The sequence below is a fragment of the Streptomyces sp. KL116D genome (assembly GCF_030766975.1).
GTDB lineage: Bacteria > Actinomycetota > Actinomycetes > Streptomycetales > Streptomycetaceae > Streptomyces > Streptomyces longispororuber_A.
Genome location: NZ_JASERH010000046.1, coordinates 78,842 through 93,088, shown reverse-complemented (window position 1 = coordinate 93,088; position 14,247 = coordinate 78,842). Strand labels below are relative to the sequence as shown.

Genomic DNA, 14,247 nt, shown 5'->3' with positions numbered 1-14,247 from the left:
ACGTCGAGGACTGCCGCGGCCGACGACGGCGTGCTGAGCACGTCCGCTTCGGGCGCCGGGCGATCAGCGCCGACTTCTCGCAGGACACCGGCCGTTGGACCGTAGAGGTCGAGGACGAGAGCACCGGCGAGCGCGAGTCGTACAGCGCGGGCGCTACCTCGTGGGGCGACCGGCTACTACGATTACGACACCCCCTACCGCCCGCAGTTCCCGGGCGAGGCGGACTACCAGGGCACCTGGTCCACCCCAGCACTGGCCGGAGGACCTCGACCACACCGGCAAGCGCGTCGTCGTCATCGGCTCCGGCGCCACCGCCATCACCCTGCTGCCCGCGATGGCCGACGAGGCCGCGCACGTCACCATGCTGCAGCGCTCGCCCACGTACGTCCTCGCGCTGCCCGAGGTCGACCGGTCACCTTCCTCCTGCAGAAGCTGCGCGCCCCCGCCCGGCTCACCCACAAGATCGCCCGGACCCGCAACATCGCGCTGCAGCGCAGGGAGTTACGCCTTCTGTCGCAAGTGCCCGCCTCGCCCGCAAGGCGCTCCTCGGCCTGGTGCGCGCCCGGGCCGGCAAGAGCGTCGACATGCGCCACTTCAGCCCCCGCTACAAGCCGTGGGACCAGCGCCTGTGCGTCGTCCCCGGCGGCGACCTGTTCAAGGTGCTCAAGAGCGGCAAGGCGTCGATCGCCACCGACCACATATCGACACCTTCACCGCGGACGGCATCCGCCTGAAGTCCGGCGAGGAACTGAAGGCCGACGTCGTCGTCACCGCCACGGGCCTGAGCGTCCGCCTCCTGGGCGGCATGACGATCACCGTCGACGGCAGCCCGGTGGACGTCAAGAACCGCGTCCTCTACAAGGCCGTGCTGCTCGAAGGCGTCCCCAACATGTCCCTCGTCATCGGGTACACCAACGCCTCCTGGACCCTCAAGGCGGACCTCGCGGCCGACTACACCGCCCAGCCTGCTCGCGCACATGCGCGCAGCCACGGCCACGACATCGCCACCCCGCTGGCCTCCGACGACGACCGGTCGGAGTTCTCCGTCATGGGCGAGGCACTGACCTCCGGCTGCCATCGCACGCGCAACGAGGTCATGCCGCGCCAGGGCACCCGCGACCCGTGGCGCCTGTGGAACAACTACTACCGCGACCGCGCCATGCTCCAGGACGCCCCCGTCGAGACGGCTCCCTGCGCTCGAGAAGGCCGCCCGCACGGACGTCGCCGCCGACGCTGAGCCGACGCGCGCGCCGCCTGACCGTCCGACTCGGCCCCACCAGCGCCGCCACCGCCCCACAGCACCGTGCACCGCCACCCCCGCCGGCCGAGCAGACAAGCGAGGACGAAGATGACCGCGCACCTGACCAGGAAGCTCTACGACGAGCGCCTGCGGACCCTGTCCGAGGGCTCCGTGAACGTCAACTTCAACGCGTTCACCGACATCAAGTGGGACGACCCCGAGTTCGCCGTGGACGTGCAGGACCCCGCTGGGTGCTCACGTCGGCGGACGCCCTCGGCGCCCACCCTGGTACGCCAGGAGCAGCCGCTGGACACGCAGATCCGGATCGGATCTGGCGCTGGGCGGTGATCGCCAAGGTCGGGATGCAGTTCGAGAACCTGCTCATGCGCGGAGCGCTGGACTACGTCTACCAACTGGGCAACCAGAACCTGGAGTTCAGGTACCTCACCCACGAGATCACCGAGGAGACCCACCACACCCAGATGTTCCAGGAACTGGTCAACCGCACCGGCGTGGACACCGCCGGCGGCAAGCGCTGGTTCCGGCAGCTCAGCCGCGTCCTGCCGCTGTTCGGCTCGCTCTACCCCGAGGCGTTCTTCACCGGCATCCTGGCCGGCGACAGAGCCCATCGACCACCTGCAGAGGGCGCGCTGCGCAGCGGAGAGCCGGTGCACTGCCGCAGCGCATCATGCAGATCCACATCGCCGAAGAGGCCCGGCGACATCTCCTTCGCGCACGAGTTCCTGCGCCTGCGCGCGTCCCGCGGTACGGCAGGACCCGCCGCGCGGCGCCCTGTCGGTCCTCTTCCGCTGATCCGTATGCGGATCCTGTGCGACGTCATCATGATCGACCGCAAGTCCGCCGCCGAGGTCGGCATCCAGGCCTGGGTCGTCAGGCACGTCTTCTGGAAGTCCGAGGCCGGTCAGAAGATGCTCCACGACCTCTTCTCCGACGTGCGGATGCTCGCCCAGGACATCGGCCTGATGAACAAGGTGTCCCGCCCGCTGTGGAAGGCCCTGCGCATCGACGGCCGCCCGGCAGGCTTCCGCGGCGAGCCTCCTATCCCGCACGCGGACTCGAGCGCCCGCGGACCACCGCACCACCCTTTCCCCGAACGGAGACCAGCCCGCCAAAGTGCCGTACGTCGTCACCCGATCCTGCTGCGCCGGCGCCTCCTCAGCGTGCTGGCCTGCCCGGTCAACTGCATCCACGCCCCGGGCGAGCCCGGTTTCGGGACCGCCGACATGCTCTACGTCGATCCGCGCACCTGCGTGGACTGCGGCGCCTGCACGACGGCCTGCCCGGTGGACGCCTCGAGCCACACGGCGCTCAGCGAGCCGGAGCTGCCGCCTCCTGGAACTCAACGCCTCCTACTACAGCGAGAATCCGCACGACGACCGCGCGCCCATGCACGTCGTGCCCCGGCAGCGCACCTTGCCGCCGGGCGAGCTGTGCGTGGCCGTCGTCGGCGCCGGTCCGCCGGCCTCTTCGCCGCCGACGAGCTGCTGCGGCACCCGGGCGTGCGCGTCACCGTCTTCGACCGGCTGCGACCCCGTACGGTCTCGCGCGGGCCGGCGTCGCACCGGACCACCAGGACACCAAGCAGGTCACCGAACTCTTCCGCCATCGAGTCCCAGCCCGGCTTCAGCTACCGCCTCGGCGTCCGGATCGGCACCGATCTCACCCACCCGACCTCCTGCGCGCGCACCACGCGGTGATCTACGCGACCGGCGCCGCCACCGACAAGCGCCTCGGCATCGCCGGCGAGGACCTGCCCGGCAGCGTCTCCGCCACGGACTTCGTCGCCTGGTACAACGGCCACCCCGACCGCGCACTCGACGACCACCCGCTGGACACCGAGCGCGCCGTGGTCGTCGGCAGCGGCAACGTCGCTCGACGTCGCCCGCATCCTCACCGCCGACCCCGACGCCCTGGCCCGTACCTCGACATCTCCGACCGGGCGTGCTGGCCGCACTGCGCGCCAGCAGGTCGCGCGAGGTCGTCCTGCTCGGGCGCCGCGGACCCGCCCAGGCGCCGCGCGATTCACCGTGCCCGAACTCCCCGCGCTGTCCGCCCTGAAGGACGTGGACGTGTACGCAAGCCGAGAGGCTGGCCCGACGACCTGGCGCCCGATGCCACCGCCGAAGACCCGGCTGCTCGCGGAACCCGCCGCCCGCACCCCGTCGAGGGCCGCCGCCGCATCGTCCTGCGGTTCCTGGCCCGGCCCGGTGCGGCTCACGGGCGACGCCGCCGTACGAGCCCTGGAGAGTCGCCGCCACCGAACTGCGCACCGACGAGGACGGCACCGTCACGCGCCAGCGCCCACCGACGCCACGCAGACCCTGGAGACCGGCCTCGTCCCGCGTTCCATCGGCTACCGCGCCCGCCCCGTCCCCGGCCTGCCCTTCGACGAGGACACCGCGACCGTGCCGCACGAGGGCGGCCGGGTCGAGCCCGGCGTCTACGTCGCCGGCTGGATCAAGCGCGGCCCGACCGGCTTCATCGGCACGAACAAGACCTGCGCCCACGAGACGGTCGAGTCCCTCCTCGACGACTTCTGCCGCCGGCCGCCTCACGCAGCCGGAACCGGGCGCGGGCCCGGTGACGGACGCCTCTGGACCTGGCGGCCTGGCGCGCGATCGACCGGCGGAACGAGCGGCGGGCGAGGCCCAGGGCCGGCCGCGCGTCAAGCTCACCGACACCGAGTCCCTGCGCCGTGCCGCCGCCCGGCCCGCGCCCGGCGCTGCGCGGCTGACACCGGCGCGAGCCACCACCCGGCGGTCGGCGCCGACCGCCGGGTTCACGCTCCCTTGAGGTCCGCCACCCGCTGCTGGGGCGAGAGCTCCACGCCCAGGTCCCGCAGCGTCGCGTCGAGCACCGCCCAGACCGAGCGGCACAGCATCGCCCGCAACTCGTCCTCGGACTGCTCGCGCTGCGGGTCACGCACCCACTGGTTCACCGCGGTGTCGACGAACCCCACGATCCCGACCGCCACCGACCGGGATCGGCGCCTCCGCCACCCCGAGCGCCTTCAGGACGTCCCTCGAACCGCTCGCTGAGCATCAGGGCGATGGCCGTCTTGGTGTCCGCCACCAGCGACCCGTCACCCATCGCGTGCTCCCCGACGCCCATGTAGGCGTACAGGCGCGGATGCTGGGCCACCCAGTCTCAGATGGGCGCCCACCACACGGTGCACGGCTTCCTCGATCGTCCCGTCGAAGGTGAGCGTGGGCTCCATCCGCCGCATGAACGACTGCACCACGCGGCGGCGGATCAGACTCGTCCAGCGCGGCACGGTCCTCGCCCGAAGTGCCGGAGAGCACCGAGCGCGGCAGCCCCACCTCCTCCGCGGGCGCGCTGCACTCCGGAAGTGCGCGCCCACTCCGCCTCGATGAGCGCGACCGCGGCGTCCACCAGCTCGACCTGGCGTTGCGCCTTGTGCTCGGTCCAGCGGGTGGAACGTCCATCGGTCTGAGGCTTGCCGCCGGTTCTGTCCGCCACCCCGTGAGGATATCTGCCCGTTCGAACACTCCGCGGACCTTCGTCCCCGGCGTCGGACGATGGCCGGCCGGCTACCGAGTTGACCCATGATTCAGGGTGACAAATGCACCTGCCCACAGGTCTTTGTGCTCTATAGAGTTGTCCTCACAAGGCGCCGGGAGAGCCCGAAGCCGCAGCTCAGAGGCAGGACGCACCGTCATGAACGCGCAGACCGCACCCAAGGCCCTCCTCACCCGTGCCGACACCGCCGAGACCACCGCGGACCCCAGCAGCGTGATGACCCTGCTCGCGGACTACGGCACCGGCGGCAGCGACCTCACCAGTTACCGCTCCACCTTCGCCAAGGGCGCGGTCGGCGCTCTCCGCGCACTCCACACCAAGGCGTCCGAGCTGTTCTTCGCTCATCGACGGAGCCCTGCGGGTCCTCATCGACGACGAGGTGAAGGTGCTGGAGAAGGGCGACTTCCCGCTGGTCCCGCCGCACACCGCGCACGCCTTCGCCGCGGCCCCGGGCCGTGCGGCGGACGTGCGCTGTTCGGTTCGGCCCGGGCATGCCGCGCTTCGACTACCTGCGCCTGCTGGGCCGCGTGATGCGCGGCGAGGCCGGCTTCGAGGCAGATCAGAAGTCGTCGAGCTGTACGACAACCACTACGTCGACAGCCCCGTCTGGCGGCCGCGCTGGCGGAGGCCAAGTAGCCCTGCGGGACGGACCGCTCAGCCCTTCAGGCCCGACGACGTGATCCCCTCCGCAGCGGCCGCTGGCCGACCACGAACACCGCGACCGCCGGGATCATCGACAGCACGACGCCCGCCAGGACGACGGAGATCGACCCGGTGCCGAGGTTGCCCTGGAGGGAGACCAGGCCCAGCGGCATCGTGAAGTTCTGGTTGCTCGTCTCCAGGATGAGCGGCCGGAAGAACTCGTTCCAGTGGTAGTTGAAGGCCAGCACGCCGACGATCGCCAGACCGGGCGTGGCCAGCGGCGCGTAGACGGAGCGGAAGACCCGCCACGGGCCCGCGCCGTCGATCGCGGGCGGCCTCGCCCAGTTCGCTTCGGCATCGTCATGAAGTACTGGCGCATCAGGAACGTGCCGAGGCCGTCGGCACCGCGGGCACGATCAGCGCGAGGAGGTGTCGGTCAGGCCCATGCCCTTCAGGATCAGGAACACCGGCACGATGGTGACCTGCACCGGCACCATCAGCTGGTGGCGAGGACCAGGCCAGGAACAGCGGTCGTTTGAAGCGGAAGTCCAGGCGGGCGAAGGCGTAGCCGCCGAGCCCCGCCGTGATCATCTGGCCGACCGCGATCAGACCGGTCACCAGCGCGGAGTTGAGCGCCAGCAGCCAGCGCGTCGAGCTGGTCGAAGACCTGCCGGTAGGCGGCGAGCGTGCCGCCCGTGGGCAGGATCCTCGGCGGCAGGTCGAAGGACTGGGCCGGGAGCGCAGTGAGGTGGAGACCGTCCACAGCACCGGCCCGACGGTCGGCAGCGCGACGACGAGCAGACCCGCGACCCGCGCGGTGGTGCCGAGCCGGCGTGCGGTCAGCGCCCCGGCCCGCTCGCGCAGCCGCCGACGAGGACGGGGACGACGCGGGGGACGGGAGGAGTACTGACACGGAGGTCATCGTTCGGGGCCCTCTGCACTGGTAGTGCACGAAGCGGCGGCTGAGGCGGAACTGGAGCGCCGTGACGGCGAGGACGAGCGCGAACAGCACCACGCCGATCGCCGACGCCTCCCGAAGCGCAGCTGCTCGAAGGCGGTCTGGTAGAGGACCATCACCGCGGTCGGGTCGCGTCGCCGGGTCCGCCGTCGGTGAGGACGTACGGCTGCTCGAAGACCTGGAGGGCGTTGATGACGCCGGACGACCGAGGCGACGAGCAGCGTGGGGGAGAGCAGCGAGAGCGTGATGCGCAGAGTGCTTGCGCAGCCCCGTCGCGCCGTCCATCGCGGCGGCTTCGTGGAGTTCACGGGGGATGTTGGCGAGCCCGCCGACGAAGAGCAGGAACGAGAAGCCGAACTGCTGCCACACGTGGACGAGGACGACCGCCGCCATGGCCCAGCCCTCGGAGGTCAGCCAGGGCACCGGCGCGGCGCCGAACTGTCCGAGCACCCAGTTGACGACGCCGAAGTCCTGGTTGAACAGGTACTTCGATGACGACCGAGATCGACGCGGCGGACAGCACGAGCGGGAAGAAGAACGCCGAGCGCAGCGCCTGCTGGATCCAGCGCGGCATCCGACCCTGCAGCGCCAGGGCGAGGACGAGGGCGATCGTCAGCTGGAGGGTCACGGCGAAGACCATGAACAGCAGCGTGTTGCCGAAGGCGGTCAGGATCGACGTGTCCGTCGCCAGTTCGCGGTAGTTGGCGAGTCCCGCCGAGGTCGGCGGGTCGATGACGTCCCAGTGGAAGAAGGACAGGATCACCGAGCCGACGATCGAGCACTCACCGTGAAGACGGCGACGCCGAGCACCGTCGGCGCGAGGAACAGCCAGGTGAGCCCGGTGGCGGGCGGGCGGGGTGTGTGGTGCTCATGTGTCACGCTCCATGGCGCGCTCCAGGTCGCGTTGCAGCGCCCGCAGCGCGGGCTTGACGCTGCCGGCGCTGCCGAGCGCGGTCGCGGTGTGCTTGGTCAGGGCCAGGTCGACGGCGGCGACCTGGGGCGGGGCCGGGATGGGTCCGGAGGCCGGGAAGCGGTCGAGGGTGTCGTAGAAGACGTCCCAGTGGGCCGGGCCGGTCGTCGCGTACCGCCGGGCCGTCGGCATCGAGCGGCGGGCCGGGGTCGTCCGGTTCTTCTGGAACAGCCGGGTCATCACGTCGCGGCGGACCGCGTACTTGACGAACTCCCAGGCCTCGTCCTGCCGTTCGGAGGTGCGCAGCACGGCGTACCCGGCGCCGCCGTACTGGTGGCGCTGGGTACGCCAGCGCGGGAGAAGAACCGGGCGTCGTACGCGTCCCGTTCGACGCCCAGCCTCGTGCAGTCCGCCGGCCCAGAAGCCGCCCGCCGGGGTGAGCGCCGACGCGGCCGGTGGAGAACGCGCCGATCAGGTTGGTGCCGCTGCCGCCCTCGGGCCGGGAGCACAGCCCGTCGTGGACGAGCGAGGCCAGGTAGTCGTAGAGCCTCCTCGACCCGGTCGTCGAGCGCCTGCGGGGCGCCCCAGCGGTAGCCGCCGCCGCGGCCGCGCCGCTGCTTCTCCGGGTAGAAGCGGTTCCAGAGCCAGTCGCCGCCGGGGCATGGACTCTGGTGAGGACGTTCGTGCCGTTGGCGAAGAGCCAGGGCACGACGCCGCCCCGCAGGCGGTTGGTCCAGAAGAACGGGGTGAAGCCGCGTCCGCCGGACCGCTTCATGTCGCGCAGCAGCGCTGTGAAGTCGTCGCGCGTCCAGTCGGCGGGCGGCAGTTGGGCGTGCGTGCGCCGGAGCACCTCTGCCGCTGAGGTACATGTTCGCGGCGTTGAACTCGACGGGCAGCTGGTACAGGGATCCCTCGTACATCATCGACTCGACGAGCGAGGGATGGACGTCGGCGAAACTACTCGCGCAGCTCGTCGGCGTCGCGCCGCACCAGGCGTCGAGGGCGACGCCGAGCCGCTTCGCGAACAGCTGCACTCCCTCGGTCGCGACGTAGACCACGTCGGGGGCGCTGCCGCCGCGATCAGCGTGAGGATCTTCGAGAAGAAGTCGTTCCAGTCGGTGGCCTGTACGGCGAGCAGCCGGACCCTGATGCCGGTGCAGCCGCTGGAAGTCCTCGACGGGACGCTCTGCTGGCTCGGGTCGATGGCGGAGCCGAGGACGGCGACGGTGAGCGTCGAGCCGTCGCGGCCCGGGATGTCGGAGGCGCTGAGCCGGTCCCAACTGGCGGCGGTGGCGCCGAGGCCGGCCGCGGTGAGGCGTAGCCGCCGGCGCTGCAGCACGGTGCGGCGGCTCGGGGCGGTGAGGGTCATCAAGCAGGCCTAACTCGTGATAGTTGGGTGGCCCCCGGATGATGGAAGGGCGGGAGGGCCCCGTCAAGAGGGTCGGACGAGGTTTTTTCGCTTGCCTCATTCCCCTTGCGGGACTTGACCTGTCACGAGTTAGGTTGGCGACCTCGGAGCCGGCCCGACGACGCCGGGACGCTGAGGCGCCGAGACTCCCTGCCTCTGTCGAAGGCCGATCCATGACGCCCAGACCCGTCACCCGCGCGCGCCGCCCTCCTCGGCACGCCTCCGCCCTGGGCGCACTCGCGATCCCCGCCACCGCGTCGGGCGCTCGGCGAAACCCCGGCAGGCCCGGGCGCTGGGCACATACCGGGCGGCGTACCACTTCACGATCCCCGACAACTGGAAGAACGACCCGCAGCGCCCGATCTGGGTCGACGGCGCGTACGCCTGCTTCACGCTCTACAACGCCGACTACATCACGGCGCCGAGGGCACCGCCTCGGCGCCTCGCCACCTCCACCGACCTCGTGACCTACACCGATCGCGGGGTGGCCCTGCCCAGGACACGACGCCCGCCGGTGACGCCTGGTCGGGCAGCGCCGTCGTCGACGACGGCGACACCGCCGCCGGCTTCGGCGCCGGCGCGGTGATCGCCCTGGTCACGATGGAACCGGACGCGGCCGCCAACTCCCAGGCGCAGTACCTCTGGTACTCGACCGACTCCGGCCGCACCTGCCGCCCGGCGCGGGGCCGGTGCTGCCGAACGGGGTCCAGGACTTCCGCGACCCCAAGGTCGTGCGGGACACCGAGCGCGACCGGTGGGTGATGGCGCTCGCCGAGCGGAACAAGATCGGCCTCTACACCTCGGACGACCTGAGGTCCTGGACGTACCGCAGCGAGCTTCGTCCGCGACGGCTACGGCACGCTCGAATGCCCCGACCTGTTCCGCATCGAGGCCACCGACGGCACCTGGCACTGGGTCCTCGCCGCGAGCGCCAACGGCACGGCCGCCGGCCTGCCCGCCACCTACGCCTACTGACGGGCACGTTCGACGGGAGCACGTTCACGGCGGACGCCGACGCACCGCAGTGGCTGGACCACGGCCCCGACTGGTACGCGGCCGTCACCTGCGAGAGCGCACGACGGACGGCACCGTGGACCCGAAGGCCCGCTACGCGTTCGCGTGGACCAACAACTGGGAGTACCCGCACAGCACGTGCCCACCCTCGTCGCCGACGGCTTCAACGGAACCGACTCGATCACCCGCAGAGATCACGCTCCGCCGCGCGGCCGACGGCACCTACTTCCTCGCCTCCGCCGCCACCCCCGCACTCGACGCCTACGCCAAGAGCACGGTGCGCCTCGGAGAGACGTGCCGGTCGACGGCACCAAGACCCTCGACCACACCGGCACCGCGTACGAGATCCGCGGCGAACTGCGCTGGACCCCGGGCACCACCGAAAACGTCGGCTTCCAGCTCCGCAAGGCGCCCGGCGGCACCCGCCACGTCGACGTCGGGGTCTACGTGGCGGGCGGCTACGCCTACGTCAACCGCGGCGGCACCCTCTACCCGGGCGGCACCCGCGAGACGCACACGCCGGTCGCGGCGGACGCGGGGAAACTGGCGGTGCGCATCCTCGTCGACCGGACGACCGTCGAGGTCTTCCTGGGCGACGGCCGCTACGTCCACACCCACCAGGCGTTCGGTCTTCCCGGCGACGACGGGGTGGCGTTGTACGCGTCCGGGGGAGCGGGCGCCGTCTTCGGGGACCTGGAGATCGTCGAGTACGGGGTGGGGTGAGTCGACCGACGTGTCCGGCGGTCCGGCACGGCATACCGTCGGCACGGTGGATTCGACGCACCGGCCCGCAGCCCGGGTCATCTGCCTGGACGCCGCCCACCGCCTGCTGCTCCTGCACTGGCGGGATCCGTTCGACGGGACGTGGCTCTGGGAGCCTCCGGGCGGTGGCATCGAGCCCGGCGAGACACCACTCGTGGCGGCGCGACGCGAACTCGCCGAGGAAACCGGCCTCAGCCCCGCCGCCGTCCTGGACCGGTGGGTGCCGGTCGACCGTGACGTGCGGTGGAACGGCAAGCGGTACATCGGGACGGAGCACTTCTTCCTGGCCCGGTTCGCCGAGGAACGACCCCCACCGGTGCGGACCGGACTGCTCCCCGACGAGGAGGCCACCCTGGACACGCACGCCTGGATCGCGTGGTCGGACCTCAGCTCCCTCGCGGACCCGGTGGAGCCGCCCCACCTGCTGACCGTGCTGCGTTCCCTGGCGCCGCACGGCCCGTGGAGTGACGCCTGAAGGGGATCCGGGCGGCGATGAGTTTCGGCGACGAGACAGGTCCTACCTGGCATGAAGCGAACCTCGCTGACCGTCAGAGCCAATGAGACCGTCCTGGGCATCGAGTCGTTCGGCGACGACGACGCGCCGCTGATCCTGCTCGTGGGCGGGACGACGATGCTGTCGTGGCCGGACGCACTGTGCGCACGCCTCGCCGCGGGCGGGCGCCGCGTGGTGCGCTACGACCTGCGGGACAGCGGGGCGTCGACGACGGCCGACCCGGAAGCGCCCGCCTACACGCTGCGCGACCTCGCCGCCGACGCGGCCGCCCTCACCGAGGTGCTCGGCGGCGAGCCCGCGCACCTCGCGGGGATCGGCGTCGGCGGGATGGTCGCCCAGGTGGCCGCGCTCGACCATCCGGCCGCCTTCTCGGCGCTCACCCTGATCGGTACCCGCGCGGTCGCCCCCGGCCCGCCCGACGCCGACCTCCCCGACCACGACCAGGCGACGATGGGCCGGCTGTTCTCGCGCCCGATGCCCGCGTGGAGCGACCGCGAGGCGGTCGCCGACTTCGCCGCCGAGGGTGCGGAGATCCTCGGCGACGACCCCGTCGCCGCGCGGGCGATCGCCGCACGCATCTGGGACCGCACCCCCGGCACGGCCCCTCAGGTCCAGATGGCCAACCAACTGGGCATGGTGTTCTCCCGGCTCGACTGCACGCCCCGCTGGCGCGAGCGCCTGCCGGAGATCACGCTCCCCACACTCGTCGTCCACGGCGACCGCGACCGGTTCTTCCCCGCCGGCAACGGAGAGGCCATCGCGCGCGAGATCCCGGGAGCCCGGCTCCTCGTCCTCAAGGAGGCCGCCACCGCGCTCCCCGACAAGGTGACCGAGGAGGTGGCGGAGGCGATGCTCGGGGCTCACTCACGGGACACGACCGAGGACCGCTAAAGTAGCGATCTTCGGGCGGCTCGGCCCCTGGAGTCACAGAGGCGTCCCCCTATGAACTTCCGCCCGCCGTCTGCTCGTTCCGATCCCGCGACTCACCGCGTGTGGCGGCTGCCCGTCGCGGATGCCGTACGCGGGTACCGCGCCCAGTGGTGGAGCGTGGGGCCCGCCGGGGAGCTTGCGGTGCTGCTGGTGCACCGGCGTCATCTGGATCGCAGCCGTCACGTCAAGGGCTGGATCGGGCGGGGGCCGAGCGTTCCGTTCAGTGCTGAACTGGTCACCATCACCGGGCAGCAGGAGCGGCGCACTGTGGTGAAGGACATCCGGGTGCGACCGAGTCACCTGGCTCGGCTGCCGGATTCCCGGTTCCTGCTGGTGGGTGGCCGCACGCTGCGGAGCGAGGCCGGTGACGCCTGGCAGACCAACGCCGTGGTGTTCTCACCGTCGGGAACACCGGAGGCCGAGTTCTGCGTCGGCGACGACATCCCCGCACTCGTCACCGACGCCCGGGGCGGGATCTGGACGGCCTACGGAGACGAAGGCATCTACGGCGGCCATCCCGAGTCGGCAGCGGGGCTCGCGGGCTGGAACCTCCAGGGCCAGGCGGTCTGGGCGCCCGCCGGGCGGCTGCCCGACCACCCACTGGAAGGCTGCACCGCCGCGACCGAGAGCGAACGGGTCTGGCTCGTGTGGTACTCCGGCAGCGGCAAGGGAGGCACCTTCCTCACACGCATCACTCCGGAGACCGGGGACGTGGTCAGCTACCCAAGTCCCGTCTCCGGCCCGGACGGATTCGCGGTCCGTGGCCACCGCGCGGTCCTCACGCGCCGGCACCACAACAAGCGCTCGGTCGAGCTCACACGTGTCGAACTCCGAGGCACCGACTGGACAGTCGTCAGCCGTCGCACGCTTCGCGTTCCCGGTCGCGTGGTCATGCACTGCGGTCAGGGCCGTGACGGTTTCCTCTGGCTCCGCGCGGGTGATGCCTGGCTGCGCGTCGAAGCGTGAGCACACGACCGCAGTACGGGAAGCCACGGCGGTGAGTCGCGATGGGGACGGGCGCGTCGTCACCGGACCGGTGGTGCCACCGAATCCCGCCCCACCACTGGGCAGTTCACGCGGCTCACCTCGCCGGAGGCGACCGGATCGCCCGACTCGACCGCGTCGAGGAGCGTGTTCACCGCTGTGGCGCCCATGGCGTGATGGGGGAGGGCGACGGTGGTCAGGGCCGGGACCAGGTGGGCGGCCATCTCGTCCTGGTCGTCGTAGCCGACCACCGACAGGTCGCGTGGCACGGACAGGCCGAGGCGGGCCGCGGCGAGCAACACCCCTGTCGCGACACGGTCGTTGGCGCACACCACGGCCGTCGGCGGGGCGGACTCCAGGACGCGCAGCGCGGCCGCGTAACCCTCGTCGATCTGCCAGCCGACCCGCAGCACCCGCCCGTCGGGCACGGCCAGGCCGTTCTCGCGCAGGCCGTCGGCGAAGCCGTGCGTACGGTCGTCGGCGGCGATGTTGCCCGCAGGGCCGCCGATCAGGGCGATGTCCCGGTGTCCGGCAGCGAGCAGCAGGTCGACGGCGCTCCGTCCGCCCGCCCGCTCGTCCGCGACGACCGCGGCGTAGGTCCCGGCCGTCCGTGGCAGGCAGTTGGCGAGGACGGTGCGGCCGGGCTCCAGGCCCTCGGGCACGTCCGTGGCGGTGAGCTCCATGGACGCGTGGACGAATCCGTCCACGCGGCGGGCGCGCAGTTCGGCGACGGCCTCCTTCGCGGCCGCGCTGTCCCGCCCGGATTCCATCAGCAGGATCTGGTGACCGCGGGCACGCGCCGCCTCCATCGCGCCCAGGATCATCCGGCCCGCGAACGGACTCGTCGCGATCGAGTCGCTGAGCATGCCGATCACCCCGGTCCGCCGGCCGCGCAGCGAACGCGCCACCTCGTCGGGACGGTAGCCGAGCGCGTCGGCCGCCTCCTTGATGCGCTGCTGCGTGCGGGCCGAGAGGTTTCCCTCCGCCCGCCCGCTGAAGACGAACGACACGGCCGCACGCGAGACGCCCGCGCGTTCGGCGACGTCACGGGCGGTGGGGCGCTTCACCGTCGGGGCTCCTTCAGGACAGGACGTCCGATCGGGCACGGTAGCGCGTCCGATCGGACAGGGGCACGGGAGACCAGTGTGCCTTCCTCCTCTTTCCTCCTGCCTCCCGGGAGGGGCGGGAGCCGGTCAGCGCGCGAGCAGGTCGACGGTGAACTCCCGCAGGTCGGAGACCAACGCCTCTGCTTGTTCCAGCGCGGCGAAGTGACCGCCGTGGTCGGCGTCGGTCCAGCGGACGATGGTGTTGGTCCGTGGGACAG

General features: G+C 71.8%; 15 protein-coding genes and 3 pseudogenes. 11 read left to right on the top strand and 7 right to left on the bottom strand.

Annotated features, from left to right (window positions below):
- The first annotated feature begins 554 nt into the window (after nucleotides 1-554).
- From RBJ77_RS18690 to RBJ77_RS18675, 4 genes and pseudogenes are all read left to right on the top strand, one after another.
- The gene (locus tag RBJ77_RS18690; protein ID WP_372346335.1) at nucleotides 555-734 is read left to right on the top strand and encodes a hypothetical protein; all 180 of its coding nucleotides are present in this window, start codon (nucleotides 555-557) and stop codon (nucleotides 732-734) included.
- Between the two features lie 71 nt (nucleotides 735-805).
- Complete coding sequence (locus RBJ77_RS18685) at nucleotides 806-1,237, top strand: hypothetical protein (protein WP_372346069.1); 432 nt, start codon at nucleotides 806-808, stop codon at nucleotides 1,235-1,237.
- Nucleotides 1,238-1,348: 111 nt separating this feature from the next.
- Nucleotides 1,349-1,797: pseudogene (locus RBJ77_RS18680) on the top strand (diiron oxygenase); the annotation flags it as partial.
- A 261-nt stretch (nucleotides 1,798-2,058) separates the two neighbouring features.
- Complete coding sequence (locus RBJ77_RS18675; protein WP_372346314.1) at nucleotides 2,059-2,958, top strand: ferredoxin family protein; 900 nt, start codon at nucleotides 2,059-2,061, stop codon at nucleotides 2,956-2,958.
- A 1,082-nt stretch (nucleotides 2,959-4,040) separates the two neighbouring features.
- Here the strand turns inward: RBJ77_RS18675 and RBJ77_RS18670 are convergent.
- On the bottom strand, nucleotides 4,041-4,235 hold the full coding sequence (locus RBJ77_RS18670; RefSeq protein ID WP_372346068.1) for a hypothetical protein: 195 nt from the start codon (nucleotides 4,233-4,235) through the stop codon (nucleotides 4,041-4,043).
- A gap of 704 nt (nucleotides 4,236-4,939) precedes the next feature.
- On the opposite strand from RBJ77_RS18670, the gene RBJ77_RS18665 reads away from it, so the two are divergent.
- Entirely contained in the window at nucleotides 4,940-5,332 is a 393-nt protein-coding gene (locus RBJ77_RS18665) for a hypothetical protein (protein ID WP_372346067.1), read from the top strand.
- Nucleotides 5,333-5,463: 131 nt separating this feature from the next.
- On the opposite strand, the gene RBJ77_RS18660 is transcribed toward RBJ77_RS18665, so the two are convergent.
- The 5 genes and pseudogenes from RBJ77_RS18660 to RBJ77_RS18640 form a co-directional block, all read right to left on the bottom strand.
- A complete protein-coding gene (locus RBJ77_RS18660) occupies nucleotides 5,464-5,691 on the bottom strand; it encodes a hypothetical protein (protein WP_372346066.1) in 228 nt (75 codons plus the stop codon).
- A gap of 130 nt (nucleotides 5,692-5,821) precedes the next feature.
- Nucleotides 5,822-6,211, bottom strand: coding sequence for a hypothetical protein (locus RBJ77_RS18655; protein WP_372346334.1), 390 nt, complete (start codon nucleotides 6,209-6,211; stop codon nucleotides 5,822-5,824).
- A gap of 172 nt (nucleotides 6,212-6,383) precedes the next feature.
- Nucleotides 6,384-7,280 (bottom strand): annotated as a pseudogene (locus RBJ77_RS18650) (carbohydrate ABC transporter permease); the annotation flags it as partial.
- A complete protein-coding gene (locus RBJ77_RS18645) occupies nucleotides 7,270-7,620 on the bottom strand; it encodes a hypothetical protein (protein WP_372346065.1) in 351 nt (116 codons plus the stop codon). The pseudogene RBJ77_RS18650 and the gene RBJ77_RS18645, both read right to left, overlap by 11 nt.
- Nucleotides 7,621-8,230: 610 nt before the next feature.
- Nucleotides 8,231-8,680: a hypothetical protein gene (locus tag RBJ77_RS18640; RefSeq protein ID WP_372346064.1), complete on the bottom strand. Its 450-nt coding sequence runs from the start codon at nucleotides 8,678-8,680 to the stop codon at nucleotides 8,231-8,233.
- Between the two features lie 208 nt (nucleotides 8,681-8,888).
- Here RBJ77_RS18640 and RBJ77_RS18635 point away from each other — a divergent pair, with 208 nt between their 5' ends.
- From RBJ77_RS18635 to RBJ77_RS18610, 6 genes and pseudogenes are all read left to right on the top strand, one after another.
- Complete coding sequence (locus RBJ77_RS18635; RefSeq protein WP_372346313.1) at nucleotides 8,889-9,305, top strand: hypothetical protein; 417 nt, start codon at nucleotides 8,889-8,891, stop codon at nucleotides 9,303-9,305.
- Nucleotides 9,306-9,408: 103 nt separating this feature from the next.
- Nucleotides 9,409-9,771 (top strand): annotated as a pseudogene (locus tag RBJ77_RS18630) (glycoside hydrolase family 32 protein); the annotation flags it as partial.
- 256 nt (nucleotides 9,772-10,027) lie between these two features.
- On the top strand, nucleotides 10,028-10,456 hold the full coding sequence (locus RBJ77_RS18625; RefSeq protein WP_372346063.1) for a GH32 C-terminal domain-containing protein: 429 nt from the start codon (nucleotides 10,028-10,030) through the stop codon (nucleotides 10,454-10,456).
- A gap of 46 nt (nucleotides 10,457-10,502) precedes the next feature.
- Nucleotides 10,503-10,970: an NUDIX hydrolase gene (locus RBJ77_RS18620; protein ID WP_372346062.1), complete on the top strand. Its 468-nt coding sequence runs from the start codon at nucleotides 10,503-10,505 to the stop codon at nucleotides 10,968-10,970.
- Nucleotides 10,971-11,021: 51 nt separating this feature from the next.
- Nucleotides 11,022-11,900 (top strand): alpha/beta fold hydrolase, encoded by an 879-nt coding sequence (locus RBJ77_RS18615; protein ID WP_372346061.1) that lies wholly within the window; start codon nucleotides 11,022-11,024, stop codon nucleotides 11,898-11,900.
- A gap of 180 nt (nucleotides 11,901-12,080) precedes the next feature.
- Nucleotides 12,081-12,905 (top strand): hypothetical protein, encoded by an 825-nt coding sequence (locus RBJ77_RS18610; RefSeq protein WP_372346060.1) that lies wholly within the window; start codon nucleotides 12,081-12,083, stop codon nucleotides 12,903-12,905.
- 59 nt (nucleotides 12,906-12,964) lie between these two features.
- Here the strand turns inward: RBJ77_RS18610 and RBJ77_RS18605 are convergent, their stop codons facing one another.
- The gene (locus RBJ77_RS18605; RefSeq protein WP_372346059.1) at nucleotides 12,965-13,990 is read right to left on the bottom strand and encodes a LacI family DNA-binding transcriptional regulator; all 1,026 of its coding nucleotides are present in this window, start codon (nucleotides 13,988-13,990) and stop codon (nucleotides 12,965-12,967) included.
- Nucleotides 13,991-14,247 lie beyond the last annotated feature (257 nt).

Bases quoted from the DNA above. Each gene is read 5' to 3' on its own strand.
- RBJ77_RS18615 (WP_372346061.1), top strand. From the start codon at position 11,022: ATGAAGCGAACCTCGCTGACCGTCAGAGCCAATGAGACCGTCCTGGGC.
- RBJ77_RS18675 (WP_372346314.1), top strand. From the start codon at position 2,059: ATGCGGATCCTGTGCGACGTCATCATGATCGACCGCAAGTCCGCCGCC.
- RBJ77_RS18640 (WP_372346064.1), bottom strand. From the start codon at position 8,680: ATGACCCTCACCGCCCCGAGCCGCCGCACCGTGCTGCAGCGCCGGCGG.
- RBJ77_RS18665 (WP_372346067.1), top strand. From the start codon at position 4,940: ATGAACGCGCAGACCGCACCCAAGGCCCTCCTCACCCGTGCCGACACC.
- RBJ77_RS18685 (WP_372346069.1), top strand. From the start codon at position 806: ATGACGATCACCGTCGACGGCAGCCCGGTGGACGTCAAGAACCGCGTC.